The following is an 18421-nucleotide window of genomic DNA, read 5'->3' as shown; positions in this document are numbered from 1 at the left end:
CCGAGTCCGGACGTCTCCGCCGCAACACGCCTTCCCTGACGTGGTCAGAGAGTCGGCTTGCCCGGCTGATAGAGCCAGGTGCGGAAGAACGAATCGAGGTTGCGATCGGTCTGCCGCTCGACGAACTGGATGAACTGCCGCGTCGAGACATTGCCGTACCGGTGAGCCGTCGGCCATGACCTGAGCACTCCGAAGAAAGCGCGGTCGCCGATCTTCATGCGCAGCGCCTGCAGTGTCATCGCGCCGCGGTTGTAGACCAGGTCGTCGAAGATGCGATCGCGTCCGGGGTCGGCGACCGCGCCGCTCCAGTCCTTCTCGTCGGCGTACGTCTTCGCGAAAGTCTGCTGCACCGGGACGCCGTTGAACTTCTCCTGGTAGAGCCACTCCGAGTAGGTCGCGAAGCCTTCGTTGAGCCAGATGTCCGACCAGTGCACCGGCGTGAGGCTGTCGCCGAACCACTGGTGGCCGAGTTCGTGGGCGAGCAGGTCGCCGTCGACGTCGCTGGTGCTCTGGTCGTAGACCGGCCGGCTCTGGGTCTCGAGGGCGTAGCCGACGCCGACGTCGGCGAGGATGCCGCCGGTCGAGTCGAACGGGTACTGCCCGTACACCGACGATTCCCACTGGATGACCTGCGCCGTGGTCTGGTTGAACACCTTGCCCTGACCGGGTTTGGTGTCGATCGACTGGCCGATCGCGGTGATGTTCGGCAGGCCGCCGGCCGTCACACCGCGGGTGACGTTGTAGTTCCCGATCGCGATCATGGCCAGCTCGCTGGCCATCGGCCGGTTCATGGACCAGCGGAAGGTGGTCTGGTGATCGCGCGTGGTGGTGGGCCCGGGTTCGCCGTTGGCCACCACGGTGAGTCCGGTCGGGACGGTGATGGTCTGCGTGTAGGTCGCTTTGTCGTCGGTGGTGTCGTTCACCGGGTAGTAGGTCGCCGCGCCGATCGGCTGGTTGAGCGCGATCGCACCGTCCTTGGTGGCGACCCAGCCGGACAGGCCGAGCGCGGGGTCGTCGATTTTCTGTGGGACGCCGGCATAGCTCACCGAGACGACGAACGGGCTGCCCTTCCGCAGGCCGTACGGCGGGGTGATCACCAGCTCCTGGGCACCGCTGCGGGTGAAGGTGGCGTTCTGGCCGTTCACCGAGAGCTTGCTGATCGTCAACGGTCCCTGGAAGTCCAGGTCGAAGCGGGAGAGATCCTGGGTGGCCGTGGCGAAAATCGTCGTGGTCGTGTCGATCGCTTTGGTCTTGGGGCTGAAGGCCAGCCGGATGTCGTAGTGGCCGACGTCGTAGCCGCCGTTGCCCATGTCGGGGAAGTACGGATCCCCGGCGCCCGACGCGCCGGGGGAGTACCGCGGCGCCTGTGCCGCATCAGCCGCCGGGCTCGTCGCGGCCAGCAGACCTACGGACAGTGCACAGGAAATGATCACCAAGTGGCCACGGCTACGGTTGACGCCTCGCATGGGTCCTCCTCGGCAATCATCGACGCTGAAGAGTAGGTCCGACCCGCCACACGGATCAACCGGCACGCTCGTCGACGGTGTTCTGCGTCGACGAAACGTGACCACTCAGAAGCGAAGTGTCACCCCCAGGTCTCGTTCGAGCCGTCTCGCGCGTGACCGCTTCGTGTCCGAAATGTTCACCCGCCCTCTTGCTTGCCCGATATAGTCGCTGGCCAGGGCCTTGCACTGCCGGGCCCGTCCTTGGGGGGAAGAAAAACGATGAGCGGGTTCGTCTCCGCGGCTTTGGCATTTCCTGCCGTGCTCTTCAGCTTCCTGCTGGTCGTCGTGATCGGCTACTGGGGGCTGGCCCTGCTCGGCGTCCTCGACATCGAAGACGGTGACATCGGGTTCTTCGGCGGCGTCCCGCTGTCCCTCTCGCTGTCGCTGCTTGTCGCGTTCAGCTGGTTCCTCAGCCTCGTCGGCACGGTCCTCATCGAAGACGCGCCCCTGCGGATCCCCCTCGGGATCGGCGTCCTGGTTGGAGCGCTCGTCGGCGGGGCGCTCGGGACGCGGCTGGTCGTCATGCCCCTGAGGCGGGTCTTCGCCGGGGCCGAGCCGACGCGGCAGGACTTCGTCGGCCGGGTCGCCGTCGTGCGGACGTCGAGCGTCACCGAGGACTTCGGGCAGGCCGAAGCCACCGCGGCCGACGGCTCGTCGGCGATCATCCAAATTCGACTGGCGGGCGAAGGCAACCTCGGCGTGGGCAGCCGCGTTGTCCTCTACGACTACGACTCCGCGGGTGAGTTCTTCTGGGTCAGTCCCATGGAACTCGAAGCAGAAAAGGACTGAACCGGAATGGATGCCATCGGCCTGGGGGCCGGCGTGTTGATCGCCGTCGTGGCCCTGATCGTCCTGGTGCTGCTGTTCGTCGTGAGCCGGCTGTTCCGCAAGGTGCCGCAGGGCAAGGCGCTGATCATCTCCAAGGTGCGCAAGGTCGACGTCACCTTCACCGGCGCGATGGTGCTGCCCGTGCTGCACAAGGCCGAGGTCATGGACATCTCGGTGAAGACGATCGACATCGAGCGCACCGGCCAGGAAGGCCTGATCTGCCGGGACAACATCCGCGCCGACATCCGGATCTCGTTCTTCGTGCGGGTCAACAAGACGGTCGAGGACGTCGTGAAGGTCGCGCAGGCGATCGGCACCGAACGCGCGAGCGACCAGGGGACCCTGCAGGAACTGTTCAACGCGAAGTTCTCCGAGGCGTTGAAGACCGTCGGCAAGCAGCTGGACTTCGTCGACCTCTACACCAAGCGCAACGAGTTCCGCGACCAGATCATCCGCGTCATCGGCACCGACCTGAACGGGTACAGCCTGGAAGACGCGGCGATCGACTACCTCGAGCAGACCCCGATGGCTTCGCTGGATTCGGCGAACATCCTCGACGCGCAGGGCATCCGCAAGATCACCGAGCTGACCGCGATCGAGCACGTGCGCACCAACGAGTTCCGCCGCCACGAAGAAAAAGAGATCACGCGCCAGAACGTGGACGCGCGGGAGGCGATCCTCGAACTGGAACGGCGCCAGGCCGACGCGGAAATCAAGCAGCGTCGCGAAGTCGAGACCATGCGGGCGCGCGAAGAAGCCGAAATCGCGAAGGTGCAGGCCGAGGAGCGGCTCAAGTCGCAGGCCGCGCAGCTGCGCACCGACGAGCAGCTCGGCATCCAGCAGCAGAACCAGCAGCGCGAGATCGAAGTCGCCGGCAAGAACCGCGAACGCGTCATCGCCATCGAGTCCGAGCGGATCGAAAAGGACCGCCTGCTCGAGGTGATCGGCCGCGAGCGCGAGACCGAGCTGTCCCGGATCTCGAAGGACAAGGAACTCGAGACCGAGAAGCGGTCGATCGCCGAGGTGATCCGGGAGCGGATCGCCGTCGAGAAGACCGTCGCCGAGCAGGAAGAGAACATCAAGAAGCTGCGCGTGGTCGAGGAGGCCCAGCGGACCCGCGAGGCGGTCGTCATCCGCGCCGAGGCCGAAGCCCAGGAGAACCTGGTCAAGGGCATCAAGGCCGCCGAGGCCGCGGAGCAGGCCGCCAAGCACAAGGCCCGCGAGGAGCTGACTCTCGCCGAGGCGCGCCAGCAGACCGCCGAGCTGGAGACGCGGGCCAAGATCCGGCTCGCCGAAGGCATCCAGGCCGAGGAGGCCGCCGCCGGGCTCGCCGCCGCGCAGGTGCGGGAGCGCGACGCCGTCGCGCTGGAGAAGGTCGGCCGCGCCGAGGCGATCGTCGAGCGTGAGAAGGCCGTCGTGATCGCCGAAGCGTTGCGCGACAAGCTGAAGGGCGAAGCCGAGGGCCTCACCGACAAGGCCGCCGCGTTGGCCGCGCTCGACAGCGCGAGCCGGGAGCACGAGGAGTACCGGCTGCGGCTGGACGCCGAGAAGGAGATCCGGCTGGCCGCGCTCGAAGTGCAGCGTGACGTCGCCGAAGCGCAGGCGGTCGTGCTCAGCGCCGGCCTGGAGAAGGCCGACATCGACATCGTCGGCGGCGAGACCATGTTCTTCGACCGGGTGGTCGGCTCGATCGGCCTCGGCAAGAGCGTGGACGGCTTCGTGCAGCACTCCGACGTCGTCCAGTCGCTCGCGCGGCCCTACCTCGACGGGTCGGCCAGCTTCACCGACGACCTCGCCAAGCTGATCGGCGCGGTGAGCACCGAGGACGTGAAGAACCTGACGCTGTCGGCCTTCCTGGCGAAGCAGCTGCAGGCCGGCGGGCCGGACAGCGACAAGCTCCGTGAGCTGATGACCACGGCGCAGAAGCTCGGCCTCGCCGAGACGTCGGTCGCCACCGTCGTCGCCGCGAAGCAGTGACGGCGGCCGCAACGGAGCTGGACGCGGGCACCTATGACGTGCTCCGCGTCCGGCTGGCCGCCCAGGCCGCCGAGCTGGCGAAACGCGCGGACGAGCTCAACGCGCGGCGGCTGGAGGTCTTCGGCAGCGCGCAGCTCGCGCTGGTCGGCACCGAACGCATCCGCACCGCCAACAACTGCGTGCCCCGGGACATCGTCGCGGTCGACGGGCGGATGTTGTTCGGCTACAACGTCTTCATCGGCCTGAAGCCCGAGACGGCGATCGACGACGTCTTCTCGCTGCAGCGCTTCAGCCGCGACGAAGACGCGTTCCGCTTCGACGACGTCAGCGCCGAGGAACTGCCCGAACTGCTGCGTGACGAGCAGTTCGGGCGGGACTTCGGCGAGCTGTACCGGTACTACCGGCAGGCGAAGCTGCTGCAGCTGCGCCGGCTGGACGGGAAGCTGCTCGCGGTGTTCCAGATCGGCCCGCGCACCGAGGACATCCGGGTCCTGCGCTGGGCCGTCGCGGCCGACGGCACGGTGTCCTACTTGGACAGTCGCGGCGAGCGCGACCACGTGTTCCCGCCGTCGCACGACTTCGAGTGGATCGAGACGACCCGCGAGGACCACGTCCTGGGCCGGCACCCGCACATCTCGATCGAGGACGAGGTCTTCGTCGAAACCGTCGGCGGCAACCTGACGGTCAAGGTCGAGAACAACACCGAGACCGGCGCCGGCGTGTACGCCGAGCCGGTGGACGAGCCGTTGCAGAGCCTCGCCGACGCCGAGGTCTCCTACGCCCGGATCGGCCCGCTGATCCTGCTGCGCATGTTGCCGTACAAGGAGACCACGTACCGCTACCTGGTGTTCAACACGCGCACCCAGGACGTCGTGCGGCTCGACGGCATCGGGCAGGCGTGCCAGCGGCTCCCCGAGGACCACGGCATCATCTTCCCCGGTGGCTACTACCTCGACACCGGCGTCAGCAAGACGTTCGACACCACTGTGGACGGTCTCGAGTTCGAGCGCGTGATCCGCTCGCCCAACGGCGAGGACGTGCTGTACGTCTTCCACGCGCGGGCGGAGGGACGTTCGCTCCTGTTGCCGTACAACGTGATCCGCAAGGAGGTCGCCAACCCGATCCCGTGCCACGGGTACTCGCTGTTCGACGACGGCACGATGATCCTGTTCCGCGCGCTGTCCGACGAACCGAGCCGCGTCCACCCGATGCAGGTCTGGCGGACGCCGTTCCAGTCGGACACCTACGCCGCGTCGCAGCCGACCGGCACCGGGCCGCTCGAGCGGGTCGGGAACGCCGACCTCGTCCGCGGGATCTCCGACTGCCTGTCGATCACCAGGATGATCGGGGAGATGGCGCCCTCGGCGGCGGTGTTCGAGGCGCTGATCGCCGCCTGCGGGCGGGTCTTCGACCACTACCACTGGCTCGGCGAGAGCGAGCTGGGTGACCTGCGCTCGCCGCTGTCCGACGTCCGCGTCACCGCCGAGCAGGTGCTGGACGAGTTCGAGACGGTCACCTCGCTCACCGCGCAGGCGGCCGAAGCCGTCGACACCGCGGCGGCCGACACGGCGTCGCTCGTGCGGCGGGTGCGGGGCGAGGCGCTGAACGCGGCGGACGCGTGGGTGCGGCGCCTGGCCGAGATGCACCGGGCGCGCGGGCGCCTGGTCACCGTGCGGGAGCTGCGGTACGCCGACACCACCCGGGTGGACGAGCTGATCGCCGGGCTGGACACCGAGTTCTCCGAGGCCGCGCAGCGGGCCGTGCGGTTCCTGCAGGGCGAGGAGGCGTTCACCGGCTACCACGCCGAAGTCGACGGGCTCATCGCGGCAGCGGGCGCGATCAAGACGGTCGCCGAGGCGGGTCCGGTCGCCGAGCAGCTCGACGAACAGTCCGCCGGCCTGGAGGTCCTCACCGACGTCGTGGGCGGGCTGGACATCGCCGACGCCGTCATCCGGACGAAGATCCTGGAGCGCGTCGGCGAGGTGATCGGCGCCGTCAACCGCGCCCGGGCCACCCTAGAAGCGCGCCGCAAGGAGCTCCTGGAGACCGAGGGACGGGCGGAGTTCGCGGCCGAGTTCGCGCTGCTCGCGCAGGCCATCACGGGTGGGCTCGCGGTCGCGGACACCCCCGAGCGCTGCGACGAGCAGCTGGGCCGGCTGCTGCTGCAGCTGGAGAACCTCGAATCGCGGTTCGGGGAGTTCGACGACTTCCTGACCTCGCTCGGCGAGAAGCGTACCGACGTCTACGAGGCGTTCTCCTCGCGCAAGCAGGCGCTGCTGGACGAGCGGGCGCGGCGTGCGGACCGGCTGGTCGAGTCGGCCGGGCGCATCCTCGGCAGCGTGACGCGCCGGATCGGTTCGCTCGGCTCGGCCGAGGAGATCAACACCTACTTCGCGGCCGACCCGATGGTCTCGAAGCTGCGCAGCGTCGTCGCCGACCTGCGGGCGCTCGGCGACCAGGTGCGGGCCGAGGAGCTCGAAGGCCGGGTGAAGGCCGCTCGTCAGGAGGCCGGCCGGGCCCTGCGCGACCGGCTCGACCTCTACGGCGAGGGCGGCGAGACGATCCGCCTCGGCCGCAACACCTTCGCCGTCAACACCCAGGACGTCGACCTGACGCTGGTGCCACACGAAAGCACGATGAAGTTCGCGATCACCGGCACCGACTACCGGGCGCCGGTGCGCGACGCCGCGTTCGAGGCGACCCGGCCGTACTGGGAGCAGCTGCTGGTCTCGGAGTCGCCGGAGGTCTACCGGGCCGAGTACCTCGCGACGTCGATCCTCGCCGAGCGGCCGGCGGCCGAGCTGGTCGAGGCCGACCTGCTCGACGTCGTCCGGAGCGTGGCCGCGGAGCGGTACGACGAGGGGTACGCGCGCGGGGTCCACGACCACGACGCCGCCGCGATCCTGGGCGCCCTGCTGCGGCTGCGGTCGGCCGCGGGGCTCCTGCGTTACCCGCCGTCCGCCCGGGCGGCGGCCCAGCTGTTCTGGGCGTTCGGCGCCGACGAGCGGGCGCGCGCTGCCTGGACGACGCGGGCCGCATCGCTCGCGCGGGTGCGGGAGGCCTTCGGTTCTGTGCCCGCACTCGACGAGCTGGCACGGGAGCTCGGGGAGGCGGTGACGGCGTTCACCGGCGGACTTGGGCTCGAGACCGAGTTTTCGGGCGAGTACCTGGTCGAGGAGCTCGCCGTCGCGCCGGCCGGGTTCGTCACCAGCGGTGGCGCCCGGGCGGTGCTGGACAAGTTCCGGTTCGACCGGCGGAGCTTCGCCGAAGACCTGGGTTCCCTCGACGACCTGGCGGACCGGCACCAGCTCGCCGACGCGTGGCTGCGGTCCTTCGCGGACTCGGTCGGGCTGCCGGCCGACGAGCTGCCCGAGGCCGTCGCGATCGAGCTGTGCGACCTGCCGCGGTACGACTCGTCGGCGACGTTGACGGCCACTGTGGACGGTCTGCTCGGCGCGCACCCGCGGATCACCGGGCGGTCGGTGACGGTGCGGCTCGACGAGACGCTCGCCAGGACGCAGCGCTTCCGCCGCGACCGCGTGCCGGGTTTCCGCGCGTACCAGCGGCTGCGCAACAACCTGGTGGCGGCCGAACGTCACCGGCTCCGGCTGGAGGAGTACAAGCCGAAGGTGATGAGCGCCTTCGTCCGGAACCGGCTGCTCGACGAGGTCTACCTGCCGCTGATCGGCGACAACCTGGCCAAGCAGCTCGGCGCGGCCGGGGACGCCAAGCGCACCGACCAGTCCGGTCTGCTGCTGCTCATCTCGCCGCCGGGGTACGGCAAGACGACGCTCATGGAGTACGTCGCCAGCCGCCTCGGGCTGGTGTTCGTCAAGGTCAACGGGCCGGCGCTGGGCCACGACGTCACCTCGGTCGACCCGGCGGACGCGCCCAACGCGACCGCGCGGCAGGAGGTCGAGAAGATCTCGTTCGCGCTGGAGCAGGGCAGCAACGTGCTGCTGTACCTCGACGACATCCAGCACACGTCGCCGGAGTTGCTGCAGAAGTTCATCTCCCTGTGCGACGCGCAGCGGCGGATGGAGGGCGTGTGGGAGGGCCGCACGCGGACGTACGACCTGCGCGGCAAGCGGTTCGCGGTGTGCATGGCCGGAAACCCGTACACCGAGCAGGGCAAGCGCTTCCGCATCCCCGACATGCTCGCCAACCGCGCGGACGTCTGGAACCTCGGCGACGTGCTGTCCGGCAAGGAAGAGCTCTTCGCGCTGAGCTACGTCGAGAACGCGCTGACGTCGAACGCCGTACTGGCGCCGCTGGTGTCCCGAGAGCGGTCCGATGTGGACGTGCTGGTCCGAATGGCCCGCGGCGACGGTTCCGTGCGTGCCGACCAGCTTTCGCACGCGTACTCGGCCACGGAGCTGGAGCAGATCCTGGCGGTGCTCCGGAAGCTCCTGCGGGTGCAGCGAACCGTACTGGCGAACAACCAGGCCTACATCGCTTCGGCGGCGCAGGCGGACGCTTCACGCACCGAACCGCCGTTCCAGCTACAGGGTTCGTACCGCAACATGAACAAGCTCGCCGAGCGGATAGTGCCGGCGATGAACGACACGGAGCTCGAGTCCCTGATCGACGACCACTACGCCGGCGAGGCGCAGATGCTGACGTCGGGCGCCGAGGCCAACCTGCTCAAGCTGGCCGAGCTACGGGGACGACTGTCCCCTGCGCAGGCTCAGCGGTGGGCCGACGTAAAGGCGGCATACGTACGCGAGCAGGCCCTGGGCGGCGACGGCGAGGACCCACTGAGCCGAGCGGTCGGCGCGGTGGGCCTGCTGGCCGACCGAGTAGGCGCGGTAGAGGCGGCCATCGGGCGAGCGGCTCAGCAGCTGGCGCGGGAAGAGGCTTGATCGCTCTGAGATGCAGCGGATCGCGAGTCAGGCTTGTGCGCTCAGCTTCAGCGACCCGAGCGGTCTGATCGTCCGGATAGACGGCTACCCGGCCTGGATCGGCTCGGCCGCGATCAGCACGATGAGCCCGGCCAAGGCTGCTCAGGCCAGGAACTACAACGCAGGCGTCAAGCGTGCCTGGAGCCGCGCCCCCGTAGAGCGCAAGCGCGCCCAGCGCAAAGGACTTCCGTTCTCTTGGCTACACTGGTCTGGCGCGTTCACGTGGCAAGAGGCGACAGACTTCGCAAACCATAGTTTCCTGGCTGACATTCCTGAGTGTTCGACCGGGCAAGCTGAAGCGTGTCTTGCGTGGCATCAATGGGGTAGCTATACGTATCGACATCTATGGTGGGGGGAAGGCTCGATGTCATTTATCAGCTCGACCGATCCAGACTTTCGGGTTTGCCGAATCGATTTCGATACTCTAGTCCAAATTCAGCTGGATGCGGAGCTGCAAGGGTTCGCTACTCGTTGGAGTTCGGTGGATGCCCTTCGTGGCCAGGTCAAGGATGATGCTGTTTTTCTGCAGTCGTTGATGCGTGAAAAGCGAGACGGAGCTGTGCGATCCTATCGATGCCTCGTGGTGTTCTCCATGTTGGATAGAGAAGATGCTGGCGGTGTTGCCACTATCGATATTGACCCGATGCGGTTCCAATCGCTGGAGCGGCTCGACCAAAATGAGGAGGCTAGTAAGGCTTTTGTGAACCTATTCTCTCTGGCCTCGGGTGGTATTTCGATGGTATCAAAAGAGTAGCCATGGAAGTTAAGGCTGCTGAATCGGCGAAGGCGCTGACGGGCCTGAATTCGGGCAGAACAGGTGATCGCTAAGGATGCTTAGGTGATCTATGCATCTGAAATGTTGGGAGAACTCCGCGCTGCCCATGAAGCTGGTCGTTCAGTTGTGGCTGGATGTCGTCGACCGTCGCGTCCAGTGGGCCGGTCATGGTGATGCCGGGAGACGGTCGAGCTTGTCCTGGGGCCGCAATACGAGTGCCACGGAGAAGCCGTTGCGGCCGAACACCTTGGCGATGGACAGGCTCAGCCCTGGGCCGGCATCGACGATGGCGATAGTGGGCGTCAAATGGTCTCGGAAACCGCGGAGACAACCACGGGACAGTTCAGCCGCGGGTGTTCCAGACCAGGGGCGCTTCGCGGATCCATGCGTCGTCCTCGATCGTCTGGACGAGGAACTGGGCGAGGTCGGCGCGGTTGATCCGTGCGCCGGGCTTTTCGGTGCCGGGCTCGGCGGCCCGCACGGGGCCGCCGGCGGGCTTGTCGGTCAGGGTGACGGCACGGGCCAGGGTCCAGTCGATGCCGGACGAGGCGCGGATGACCTGGTCGACGCCGCTGTGGTCCGCGAAGCCCGCCTTGATGTTCGACAGCTTGATGAACGCCTTCACCAGCGGGTTGAGCCGGGCCCAGTCGTCGCCCGCGCCCTGCGTGGACGTCAGCACGATGCGGCGGATGCCCTGCTGGCCCATGACGGTGAGAGTGTGGCGGGCGGCGTCGGTCATGAACGTCGGCGGGCTGACCGGCTTGGCCCATGGGTTGTCGGAGGCACGGCCGTTGTTCAGCACGCTGATCACGGCCTCGGTGCCTTTGGCGGCCCGGCGGATGTCGTCGATGTCGGCAGGGGTGCCCTGGATCAGTTCGAGGCTGGCCGGTGCCCGCACCGTGTCGGGGTTGCGGACAAGGGCGCGGACGTGGTGGCCGCGCTGGGCCGCGTACTCCAGCACGTGAGCGCCGGTTCGGCCGCTGCCGCCGAAGACCAGGAGGTTACTCATGGTGATCAAAATGCCTTTCGGGGAGTTCAGGGGTGGATCAGGCGGCCGGCCGACTGGCCAGGGCAGAGCCCAGGCGCCGGGCCTCGTTGTGCGACTTGGTCATGGACGCCTCGTGCGTCGGGAGCAGCGGGGCCGGCATCAGCACGTATGGGGTCGGGATCAGGCGCGCTCGGGGACGGCGCAGCCGTCCGGTCCGCAGACGGGGGCATCGCCGGCCGGGGTGAGGGGGTGGCTGTCGTCCCAGGCCTTGCGCAGCAGTTCAAGGAAGCTGTCGCTGTCCTGGGCGCCGGGCACGCCGTAGCGGTCGTCGACGACGATGAACGGCGCGCCGGTCGCCCCAGGCGCTGGGCGCGGGCCGCGTCGTCGCGGACCTGCCGGCGGTAGCGGCGGTCGGTGACGGCCTGGCGGGTCTGCTCGCGGTCCAGGCCGAGCTCGTCGGAGAGCACCAGGAGGTCGTCCAGGGAGAAGACCGGCTCGGCGTTACCGAAGTAGGTTGTGAAGATCGCGTCCCAGGCCTCGCGGTTCTTGCCCTGGGCGCTGGCGTGGGCGAGGAACTCGTGCGCCAGGTCGGTGTTGCCGACCTTGTTGTCCAGCACCTGGTAGGGGATCAGGCCCTCACTTTCGGCGAGCTTCTCGATCCGCCGGGTCGAGGTCTCGGCCTGGCTGCCGCCCATACCGTGCCGGCGGAGCAGGGCCTCGCGGACGGAGAACGTGTCGCCCTCGGGGAAGCTGCTGCTGAGCGGGAACGAGTGGTGGACCAGGTGCACCTCGTCCGCGTGCTCGAACCGCTTGATGGCCTTGGCCACCCGGTGGTTCCCCAGGCCGCACCAGGGGCAGGTCACCTCGGACCAGATGTCCAACCTCATCACGCACCTCCATTTCTTACAACTTGTGCGTAACGCCATGATGGACCAGTATGGAAGGCGATACAAAAGGCACACCGGTGTGCGTACCGGAGAGGAATGTGCGTCATGGAGACGGCCAACGGAGCAGAGGTGACGGCGCGAGCGGCGGCGATCGGGCCGTGCGCGGCCATCCCCGCCGAGCACATGGAGTTCATCCGCCAGACCCTCGACCGCGTCGGCGACAAGTGGAGCCTACTGCTCATCGCGGTCCTGGAGTCCGGACCGCTGCGCTACACCCACCTGCAACGGCAGGTCCCGGGCATTTCCCAGCGCATGCTCAGCCTCACCCTTCGCCAGCTCCAGCAGGACGGCCTGATCACCCGCACCGCCTACGCCGAGGTACCCCCGCGCGTCGAGTACACCCTCGCCCCGCTGGGCCGCGGCCTACACGAGATCGTCACGTCGCTGATCGGCTGGGCCGCCGACCACCACGACGAGATCCGCGCCAACCGCGAGCGCGCCGCAACGGCCGGACCATAACCACCACGCAAGCGGTCACGGACACGATGCGTTTCCTGGGTGGCCGCTCATGAAACAGGCGATCCTCTGGCGGTCCAGTCCCGGCTTGTGAGCGACCACTTCAAGCGCGTGGAATCGCACGACTACCCGATGTCCACCTGCACCGCCCCGCGGGCTGCCTGTCCGTCGACAAGCCCGCCGTGTTCGCCGAGACCCACCGCGTCCTGGTGCGTGCGCGGCGGCCACGTCGGCTGCATCGCCGGAGCGCTCACCTCCGCCGAGTACCGCGCCAGCCTGGAAGCCGCCGGGTTTCCGATATCCAGGTCGCCCGGACCCCCGCAGTTGCCGACGGGATGCACCCCGCGATCATCCGCGCCACCAGACCCGCTGGCCCCGAGCAAACAGCACCGCCGACAACGACACCGCCAGCGCTTGCTGCGGCGTCAATGCGTGCTGTACCCCAGGCGAGAACGCCGTCGACCCGCTACCTCTGTCACGGAGGCCAAGACGGCCGCCGACTGCGCATGCCCGTCATGGCCTGATTGATGAATGGGTGCAGACCTCGGCGTTCGCTGTGGCGACACCGGGCAGCATCGGGCCCTGATCAATCATCGACCGAACCGGTCTACATAACGAAGCCGACTCAATTCGACGTCGCATGTCCAAAAAATACGTCTGTGAAGCTTAGGGGACTCGAACCCCTGACCCCCTCACTGCCAGTATGGGCCGATCATGGCCCTGAGCTGCGGCGATCGAGGATCGCCCGATGATGATGCGCTCGCTCGCCGTTGCTTGCAACTATCTGTTGTTGAGTGCAGTTGCGACAGGGGGTTTGCCCCAGTGAAATTGGTGAGAGGACTGCGCCGCGCGCGTGTCGAACATCTGGCGCATTCGGCAAGCGAACGTGGGCTTGGATCCGGCCGATCAGGATCGCCCAGTCGGTGTCGTCCAGCCGGACTGGCGTAACGAGCGACCCTTGGCTAGCAAGCCCGTCTCGAGCCGAGGTGCCTGAGGTTGGCTCGCCAGGGTGCACGCATGTGGCATGACAGCGCGTTGACAGCCGCTGGCGACGTCCTCCATCGTCGGGCGGGGACGTCGCGCGATCAGTGATCGTGATATCCGCGACGGAGTTGGGCCGTGGGGAGAGTCGAACGCAGCGTCCGCACGAGCGACTGGCGAGTGCTGGTAGCCGCAGGGTCGGCAACAGCTGCGGTTCAGCCTCAAGATCACGATCGACGTCTGCGCAGCCGCAGTCTAGGTACCTCCCAAGCAGAAGCATCGGGTGGCCACGTCCGACGTGAAGTCCGGGGGTGCGAACCGGCTACCGGGCGGATCGGTGCGGTGACCGCTGCAGGCTAGGCTCGGAGGTCGTCGGCCATCAGCCGGGCTAACCGAGCTGGCGACTCGTCCGCGCCGGGAGGCGAGACCCGTGTCGCTCGCACGCGGAGGTCACCAGTGATTCGGTGCCCCACTCGTTCGCCTGGCGGTTCAGGCCGGCCAGCTCGGCGATCTCCGGATTCTCATTGCCGTCCAGTAGCCGATATGACCCGGCAAGAGCGTGCCATCCAGGCCGCCGACTACTTCGCCGCCTGCCTGTTCATGCCGCGGGCTTGGCGCGCTGCGGTCCTCGACCAGGGGATATGTGGCCTCCAGGCGCTGGCCGACCACTTCGATGTCCCAGTGACCGCCATGCGAACTCGGCTGTTCGGCATGGGGCTTCTTCACCGGCTAAAAAGTTGCCCAAAGGCCGTGGCTAAAGGTCGGGACGGCACGCCAAACCAGCCCGGCGCGGGCAACCTGGGTTTACCCCGACCTCCGAGTAAGCTCATCGAGTGAGGATCGCCGACGCCGACGCTTCGCCGGGAGTCTGTCTCGGATGAGCATCCTGAGAGATCTCAAGAAAGGCCGCTTCTGGGCCAAGCTGACGACCCAGAGCCTGGCTGCCTTTGGCCTGCTTTCGGCCGCCGCGGGCGTGACTGATGCCCTAATCCCCGGTTCACTGGCGCCCATCGGCGGCGTGCTGCTGGTGGCTGTGGCCGTTGTCTCGATCGCATACGGCTTGTTACGTGCCTGGCCGAGGCCAGTGCAACAAACCTACGACGCACCGAGCACGGAAATTCGTATCGTCGAAGAGGACTTGTTCAAGCAAGATGGTCACATCGTTATCGGTATGGCTGACACCTTCGATACGTCAATCCCGCACATCATCGACGAGCGCAGTGTGCAGGCGCAGCTGCTCGTAAGCGTCTATCACGGCGACCTGGCACGCCTCGACACGGAGTTGGTTTCTGCCTTGGCAGACAAACCGACCGGTGAGCCGTTCGCGCCGGAGGAGCGCAAGCCTGGCAAACAGGTTCGGTACGAGCTGGGCACGGTAGCGGTCTTGGAACCGGCGGTGAGAAAGCTTTACTTCTGCGTCGCCTACACCAAGATGAACCACCGCAACGAGGCGCGAGGCACCATTGATGGCATATGGCGCAGCTTGAACAGTTTGTGGTCGGAGGTGCGTGCCCGCAGCAACGGCGAGCCGGTCACCATCGGTGTCATCGGTGGTGGGCAAGCACGCATCTCTCAGCACCTCCCACCGCTGGACGCCATTCGGCTGACGGCCATGTCGTTCATGTTCGCCTCCCGCGAAGAGCGCGTGACCAGCCGCCTTAACATTGCGGTCCGGCCGGAAGTCGCTCAGGACCTCGATAGGCTCGAACTGCAAGCGTTCTTGAAATCACTGAGGCGGTCATGACATCTATCGAAGTGCCAGAGTTCGAGCCATGCCCATTTTGTGACTACCTGAGCGGCGCGCGGCCGTTCACCATCCTGACCCGTGATGAGCTATCGGCCACCCTCGTGACGCGTGAACAGCGCGGCAGCGGTCACTTGCTCGTGGTGCCAGTGGCGCATCGTCCGACAATCCTCGACCTCAAGACCGATGAGGCCTCCGCGGTCATGGCGTCAGTGATCGCCGCTTCCCGGGCAATCACTGACGCCTATGAACCTGAAGGGGTAGCCGTCTGGCAGAACAACGGTATTCCAGCTCACCAAACGATTCCGCACGTGCACTTCCACATCGCCGGAACCTTGCCGGAGGGCGGCACCGAGTGGAACCATGTAGACGAGGCGTCGCTGGTTGAGACGGACCGAATCGCGACTAAGCTGCGCCCGTTTCTGCCCGGAGAGTTTGATAAATAGCCGAAGCCTAGTGCTCAACTGTTCTACAGGCCCAAGTTGGCATAGACACTATCAACGTAGTAATGCGGTCCGGTCTTCGAGCCCGACCGCGCGTTGTTAGCGAAGGCCTCCGGGAAGTTGTCGAGTGCGTGCGTAATGATCTTCTGACCGAACGGGATACTGATCGAGTACTGATCGGTCAAAGTTGTCGGCAGCTTGCTTTCCTGAATCTGCCGGCTCTTGTTGAGGTTGACGAACACAACGGGCAGCCCGAGGCGGTTGATGGCTTCGATCTCGTAGTACAAGAATGTGTTCGAGCGGGCGGCTTTCGGCTTCGTCGTGTCGCTGACGAGTACCACGCACTGCTTGGTGTTGGCCAGTCGTTCGCCCAAGCGTCGGCGGATCGTGTCGGGCTGGCTGGTGTCGAGCGCGGTGTTGATGTCGTGGGCATCGTAAAAGTTGAAGTCGATGCCCTGGTTCTTCTTCCACGCGGTCATCATCCAGTAGTAGTCAATATCTTCGCTGGCGAAGGCCACGTAGGTTTTATTGCGGTATGCCACGGTACAGTTCCTCCCCAAGTACACCATATCTAGTTCGGTCGCACAGCGTCTTCCCTTTGTAACTTGCCGTCATTGAACGCCGCGACTTACGCAGAGCGTAACCGTGGTCGAGTAGCACGCGCCGTCATCGATCGAGTGATCAATAAGTGCACCAAGTCAGTTTCTCCCTGAGCAAATAATGAGTTGGGAAAACAATCACCGAACCGGCTGCATCCTACTCCGCTGCTTTGCGGAAGAAGCATCGACACGACCCTGGCGGGCTGGTCAACTTGGCCGGGTGGGTGACTTGTCGCCTAAGGCACGTCCCGCTCGCCCGCCGTCGCCGATGTCCATGAAATCCGTAACACGCCGTCACGCTGCGACGACTTGACCGACTGCACCGCATACGCAGTCAGAAGAGGTCACTCGATGCCGAAAAGCAATCTCAGCCGTCGAGACCAGTTGATCAGTCTCATATTGCGGCTGAAGCTAGCCGTGCTTGTGACTATGACTGGTCTTGTGCTCGGAGTTGGCGGTGCCCTTTACCGAGTAATTCCCGACGCCGTCTTGGCTTGGTCGCTGGTGGGCGCCGTCGTGGCCCTTGCCGGATTGTATGTGAGCCATCTGGTTTTCTCGCGAAGAGAGTTGCGTGATAACCAGCAGTATAATCAGCGGCTTCTGCAACGTTACTCGCAGGAAATTAACGACAGGATGGGCTCTTTTTGGCGCGTTGATGCCTGGACTAAGAAACTCGTCATACATGACAACGGTGACGTAACTGAGACGTCAATCGTTGAAGCCACGGCGGTGGAACGAGATCTGAACTTCTTTCGCTTGTGGTCGTCCGCTGGCGAGCGTCAGCCGATCACCTACGCGGCGCGAGCGGGAGTTCACGTCGAAGCACGAGGGCCCATGCTGTCCAATGATCGCGGCGGTATTGAGCGAGATGTGACTTGGTCCTGGCTCAGCAACGGCGACCTCGAAGTGCTAGCCCACTTCGCGTCACCGGTGCCGAAGGATGAGAAATTTATGCTGATATTCGAAATTTTCTGGCCTTGCAAGTGTGAGCGGTTCATGAAGCGAAAGAAGCAAGACGAGTTCACGTTTACGGTCAGAAACTATCTGCCAAGGTTTGAGTATACGGTCGAACTGCCGAAAGGTAAAGACGTGCTTTTTGATGCAATTGGCTTCGATCCCGACAAGAATGCGCAGGCTACTCTAGAGAGGGTACCTGGCAAGATGGACGGTATTGTGCGTGTCGCACTGTCGTACCTAGAGCTAAAGGGCAAAGCTAGAATTGGAATGTCGCTGCAATTAAAATGACCCGCCCTTTCGGGCGGGTCATCAGCCTTAGGCGCCGCCGCCTTCGTCTCCTCCATAGCGCATTGTTCAACTCTCCTCTTATATAGTTAGAAAATAACACTGGCGACAGCAATTGACAACCGCCTGCGCAGTCGCCTACTGATCACTGCGACCACCTAAGCATGTATCACGCTGGATAGTCGGCGATGCACCCCGCACGTGTTACACCCAATCGGGCTTGAGGGTCAAATAAACTACGTATGATCACATGGGTGTTGCTCTGGGTAGATGATCTCACGTGGGCGTGTCAGTCTTCTTCTTTCGTGATGCCCGCTTGCGCGCCGGCTTAGCCTCAGGCTCCAGCTCATCGGGCGTGGCCAGGTGGGCTTCGTACCCGGCGATAACCTCAGCCGAGATGCGCCCGCGGTCCATCAGCTGTGACATCGTCACCGTCGTGCTCCGGCTCTATCGGCAAGGTGACGCGGCAATGCGCGACAGATGTCTCGACGTCATGGACAAGCTGGCCGATGTCGGGGCGTACGGGCTACCCGAGGCGCTGCAGCGCGAACGCTGACGGTGGGCTGTGCGGCCGGCTGAAGTACCTCTGGCGATCTACCTGTTTGGGGGCACTACTGGAGCACTTTCCGTGACCCCATTTCGCCGCCATCCGGCCCGTACCCCAGTTCTGCCTCAGCTACTAGCCGGTAGCTGAACTTCTGCTCGGCGAAACTCAAGATCCGATACAACGAAAATCCGCCCTACCTGGATCTTTGGATCCGGCGGGCGGTGTTTCGTCACGGTGGAGCTAAGGGGACTCGAACCCCTGACCCCCTCACTGCCAGTGAGGTGCGCTACCAGCTGCGCCATAGCCCCGAGGCGAAGGTGAACTCCGCATCTCGTATGGCAATACCGTACAGGACCCCCGCATGCCCTCCGCAGAGGGGGTGCCAGTCCCAGTGAACGGGGCGCCGACCTGCGACTTTACGCCTTATTTTTAGTCGTGTATTGACTCCGGGTGTGGCCGCCGTTACATTTTCGGCGGTTGTGACGCCG

15 protein-coding genes and 1 tRNA gene are annotated in these 18421 nt (G+C 65.6%); 10 read left to right on the top strand and 6 right to left on the bottom strand.

The features are described from left to right. Positions 1 to 44 precede the first annotated feature (44 nt). Positions 45 to 1466 (bottom strand): M1 family metallopeptidase, encoded by a 1422-nt coding sequence (locus tag ACZ7PG_RS45490; RefSeq protein WP_470245428.1) that lies wholly within the window; start codon positions 1464 to 1466, stop codon positions 45 to 47. A 258-nt stretch (positions 1467 to 1724) separates the two neighbouring features. On the opposite strand from ACZ7PG_RS45490, the gene ACZ7PG_RS45485 reads away from it, so the two are divergent. The 4 genes from ACZ7PG_RS45485 to ACZ7PG_RS45470 are packed head-to-tail and all read left to right on the top strand — an operon-like array spanning position 1725 to position 9965. After that, the gene (locus ACZ7PG_RS45485) at positions 1725 to 2294 is read left to right on the top strand and encodes a hypothetical protein (RefSeq protein WP_470245427.1); all 570 of its coding nucleotides are present in this window, start codon (positions 1725 to 1727) and stop codon (positions 2292 to 2294) included. A gap of 6 nt (positions 2295 to 2300) precedes the next feature. Continuing rightward, the gene (locus ACZ7PG_RS45480) at positions 2301 to 4310 is read left to right on the top strand and encodes a flotillin family protein (protein WP_470245426.1); all 2010 of its coding nucleotides are present in this window, start codon (positions 2301 to 2303) and stop codon (positions 4308 to 4310) included. Next, on the top strand, positions 4307 to 9172 hold the full coding sequence (locus tag ACZ7PG_RS45475) for a DNA repair ATPase (RefSeq protein WP_470245425.1): 4866 nt from the start codon (positions 4307 to 4309) through the stop codon (positions 9170 to 9172). The genes ACZ7PG_RS45480 and ACZ7PG_RS45475 overlap by 4 nt, the downstream gene beginning before the upstream one ends. A 10-nt stretch (positions 9173 to 9182) precedes the next feature. Beyond that, the gene (locus tag ACZ7PG_RS45470; RefSeq protein WP_470245424.1) at positions 9183 to 9965 is read left to right on the top strand and encodes a hypothetical protein; all 783 of its coding nucleotides are present in this window, start codon (positions 9183 to 9185) and stop codon (positions 9963 to 9965) included. A 364-nt stretch (positions 9966 to 10329) separates the two neighbouring features. Here ACZ7PG_RS45470 and ACZ7PG_RS45465 read toward each other — a convergent pair whose 3' ends face one another. Both ACZ7PG_RS45465 and ACZ7PG_RS45460 read right to left on the bottom strand, forming a co-directional pair. After that, a complete protein-coding gene (locus ACZ7PG_RS45465; RefSeq protein WP_470245423.1) occupies positions 10330 to 10995 on the bottom strand; it encodes an NAD(P)-dependent oxidoreductase in 666 nt (221 codons plus the stop codon). A gap of 26 nt (positions 10996 to 11021) precedes the next feature. After that, a complete protein-coding gene (locus tag ACZ7PG_RS45460) occupies positions 11022 to 11861 on the bottom strand; it encodes a DsbA family oxidoreductase (protein WP_470245422.1) in 840 nt (279 codons plus the stop codon). Positions 11862 to 11966: 105 nt separating this feature from the next. Here ACZ7PG_RS45460 and ACZ7PG_RS45455 point away from each other — a divergent pair, with 105 nt between their 5' ends. After that, positions 11967 to 12380, top strand: coding sequence for a winged helix-turn-helix transcriptional regulator (locus ACZ7PG_RS45455; protein ID WP_470245421.1), 414 nt, complete (start codon positions 11967 to 11969; stop codon positions 12378 to 12380). 122 nt (positions 12381 to 12502) lie between these two features. On the opposite strand, the gene ACZ7PG_RS45450 is transcribed toward ACZ7PG_RS45455, so the two are convergent. Next, complete coding sequence (locus tag ACZ7PG_RS45450; protein ID WP_470245420.1) at positions 12503 to 12631, bottom strand: hypothetical protein; 129 nt, start codon at positions 12629 to 12631, stop codon at positions 12503 to 12505. A gap of 1270 nt (positions 12632 to 13901) precedes the next feature. On the opposite strand from ACZ7PG_RS45450, the gene ACZ7PG_RS45445 reads away from it, so the two are divergent. Genes ACZ7PG_RS45445 through ACZ7PG_RS45435 form a run of 3 tightly spaced genes read left to right on the top strand, consistent with a single transcriptional unit; the run spans position 13902 to position 15548 of the window. Beyond that, entirely contained in the window at positions 13902 to 14195 is a 294-nt protein-coding gene (locus ACZ7PG_RS45445; RefSeq protein ID WP_470245419.1) for an ImmA/IrrE family metallo-endopeptidase, read from the top strand. A gap of 40 nt (positions 14196 to 14235) precedes the next feature. Beyond that, positions 14236 to 15102: a macro domain-containing protein gene (locus ACZ7PG_RS45440; RefSeq protein WP_470245418.1), complete on the top strand. Its 867-nt coding sequence runs from the start codon at positions 14236 to 14238 to the stop codon at positions 15100 to 15102. Then, on the top strand, positions 15099 to 15548 hold the full coding sequence (locus ACZ7PG_RS45435) for an HIT family protein (RefSeq protein ID WP_470245417.1): 450 nt from the start codon (positions 15099 to 15101) through the stop codon (positions 15546 to 15548). The genes ACZ7PG_RS45440 and ACZ7PG_RS45435 overlap by 4 nt, the downstream gene beginning before the upstream one ends. Positions 15549 to 15571: 23 nt before the next feature. On the opposite strand, the gene ACZ7PG_RS45430 is transcribed toward ACZ7PG_RS45435, so the two are convergent. Then, positions 15572 to 16087: a TIR domain-containing protein gene (locus ACZ7PG_RS45430; protein WP_470245416.1), complete on the bottom strand. Its 516-nt coding sequence runs from the start codon at positions 16085 to 16087 to the stop codon at positions 15572 to 15574. Positions 16088 to 16495: 408 nt separating this feature from the next. Here ACZ7PG_RS45430 and ACZ7PG_RS45425 point away from each other — a divergent pair, with 408 nt between their 5' ends. Next, on the top strand, positions 16496 to 17389 hold the full coding sequence (locus ACZ7PG_RS45425) for a hypothetical protein (RefSeq protein WP_470245415.1): 894 nt from the start codon (positions 16496 to 16498) through the stop codon (positions 17387 to 17389). Between the two features lie 394 nt (positions 17390 to 17783). Then, positions 17784 to 17942 (top strand): hypothetical protein, encoded by a 159-nt coding sequence (locus tag ACZ7PG_RS45420; protein WP_470245414.1) that lies wholly within the window; start codon positions 17784 to 17786, stop codon positions 17940 to 17942. A gap of 226 nt (positions 17943 to 18168) precedes the next feature. Here the strand turns inward: ACZ7PG_RS45420 and ACZ7PG_RS45415 are convergent. Beyond that, positions 18169 to 18241 (bottom strand) — tRNA-Ala (locus tag ACZ7PG_RS45415). Positions 18242 to 18421 lie beyond the last annotated feature (180 nt).

It is taken from the genome of Amycolatopsis sp. NPDC114504, from assembly GCF_055633595.1.
This window is presented reverse-complemented; position numbering and strand designations above follow the sequence as displayed.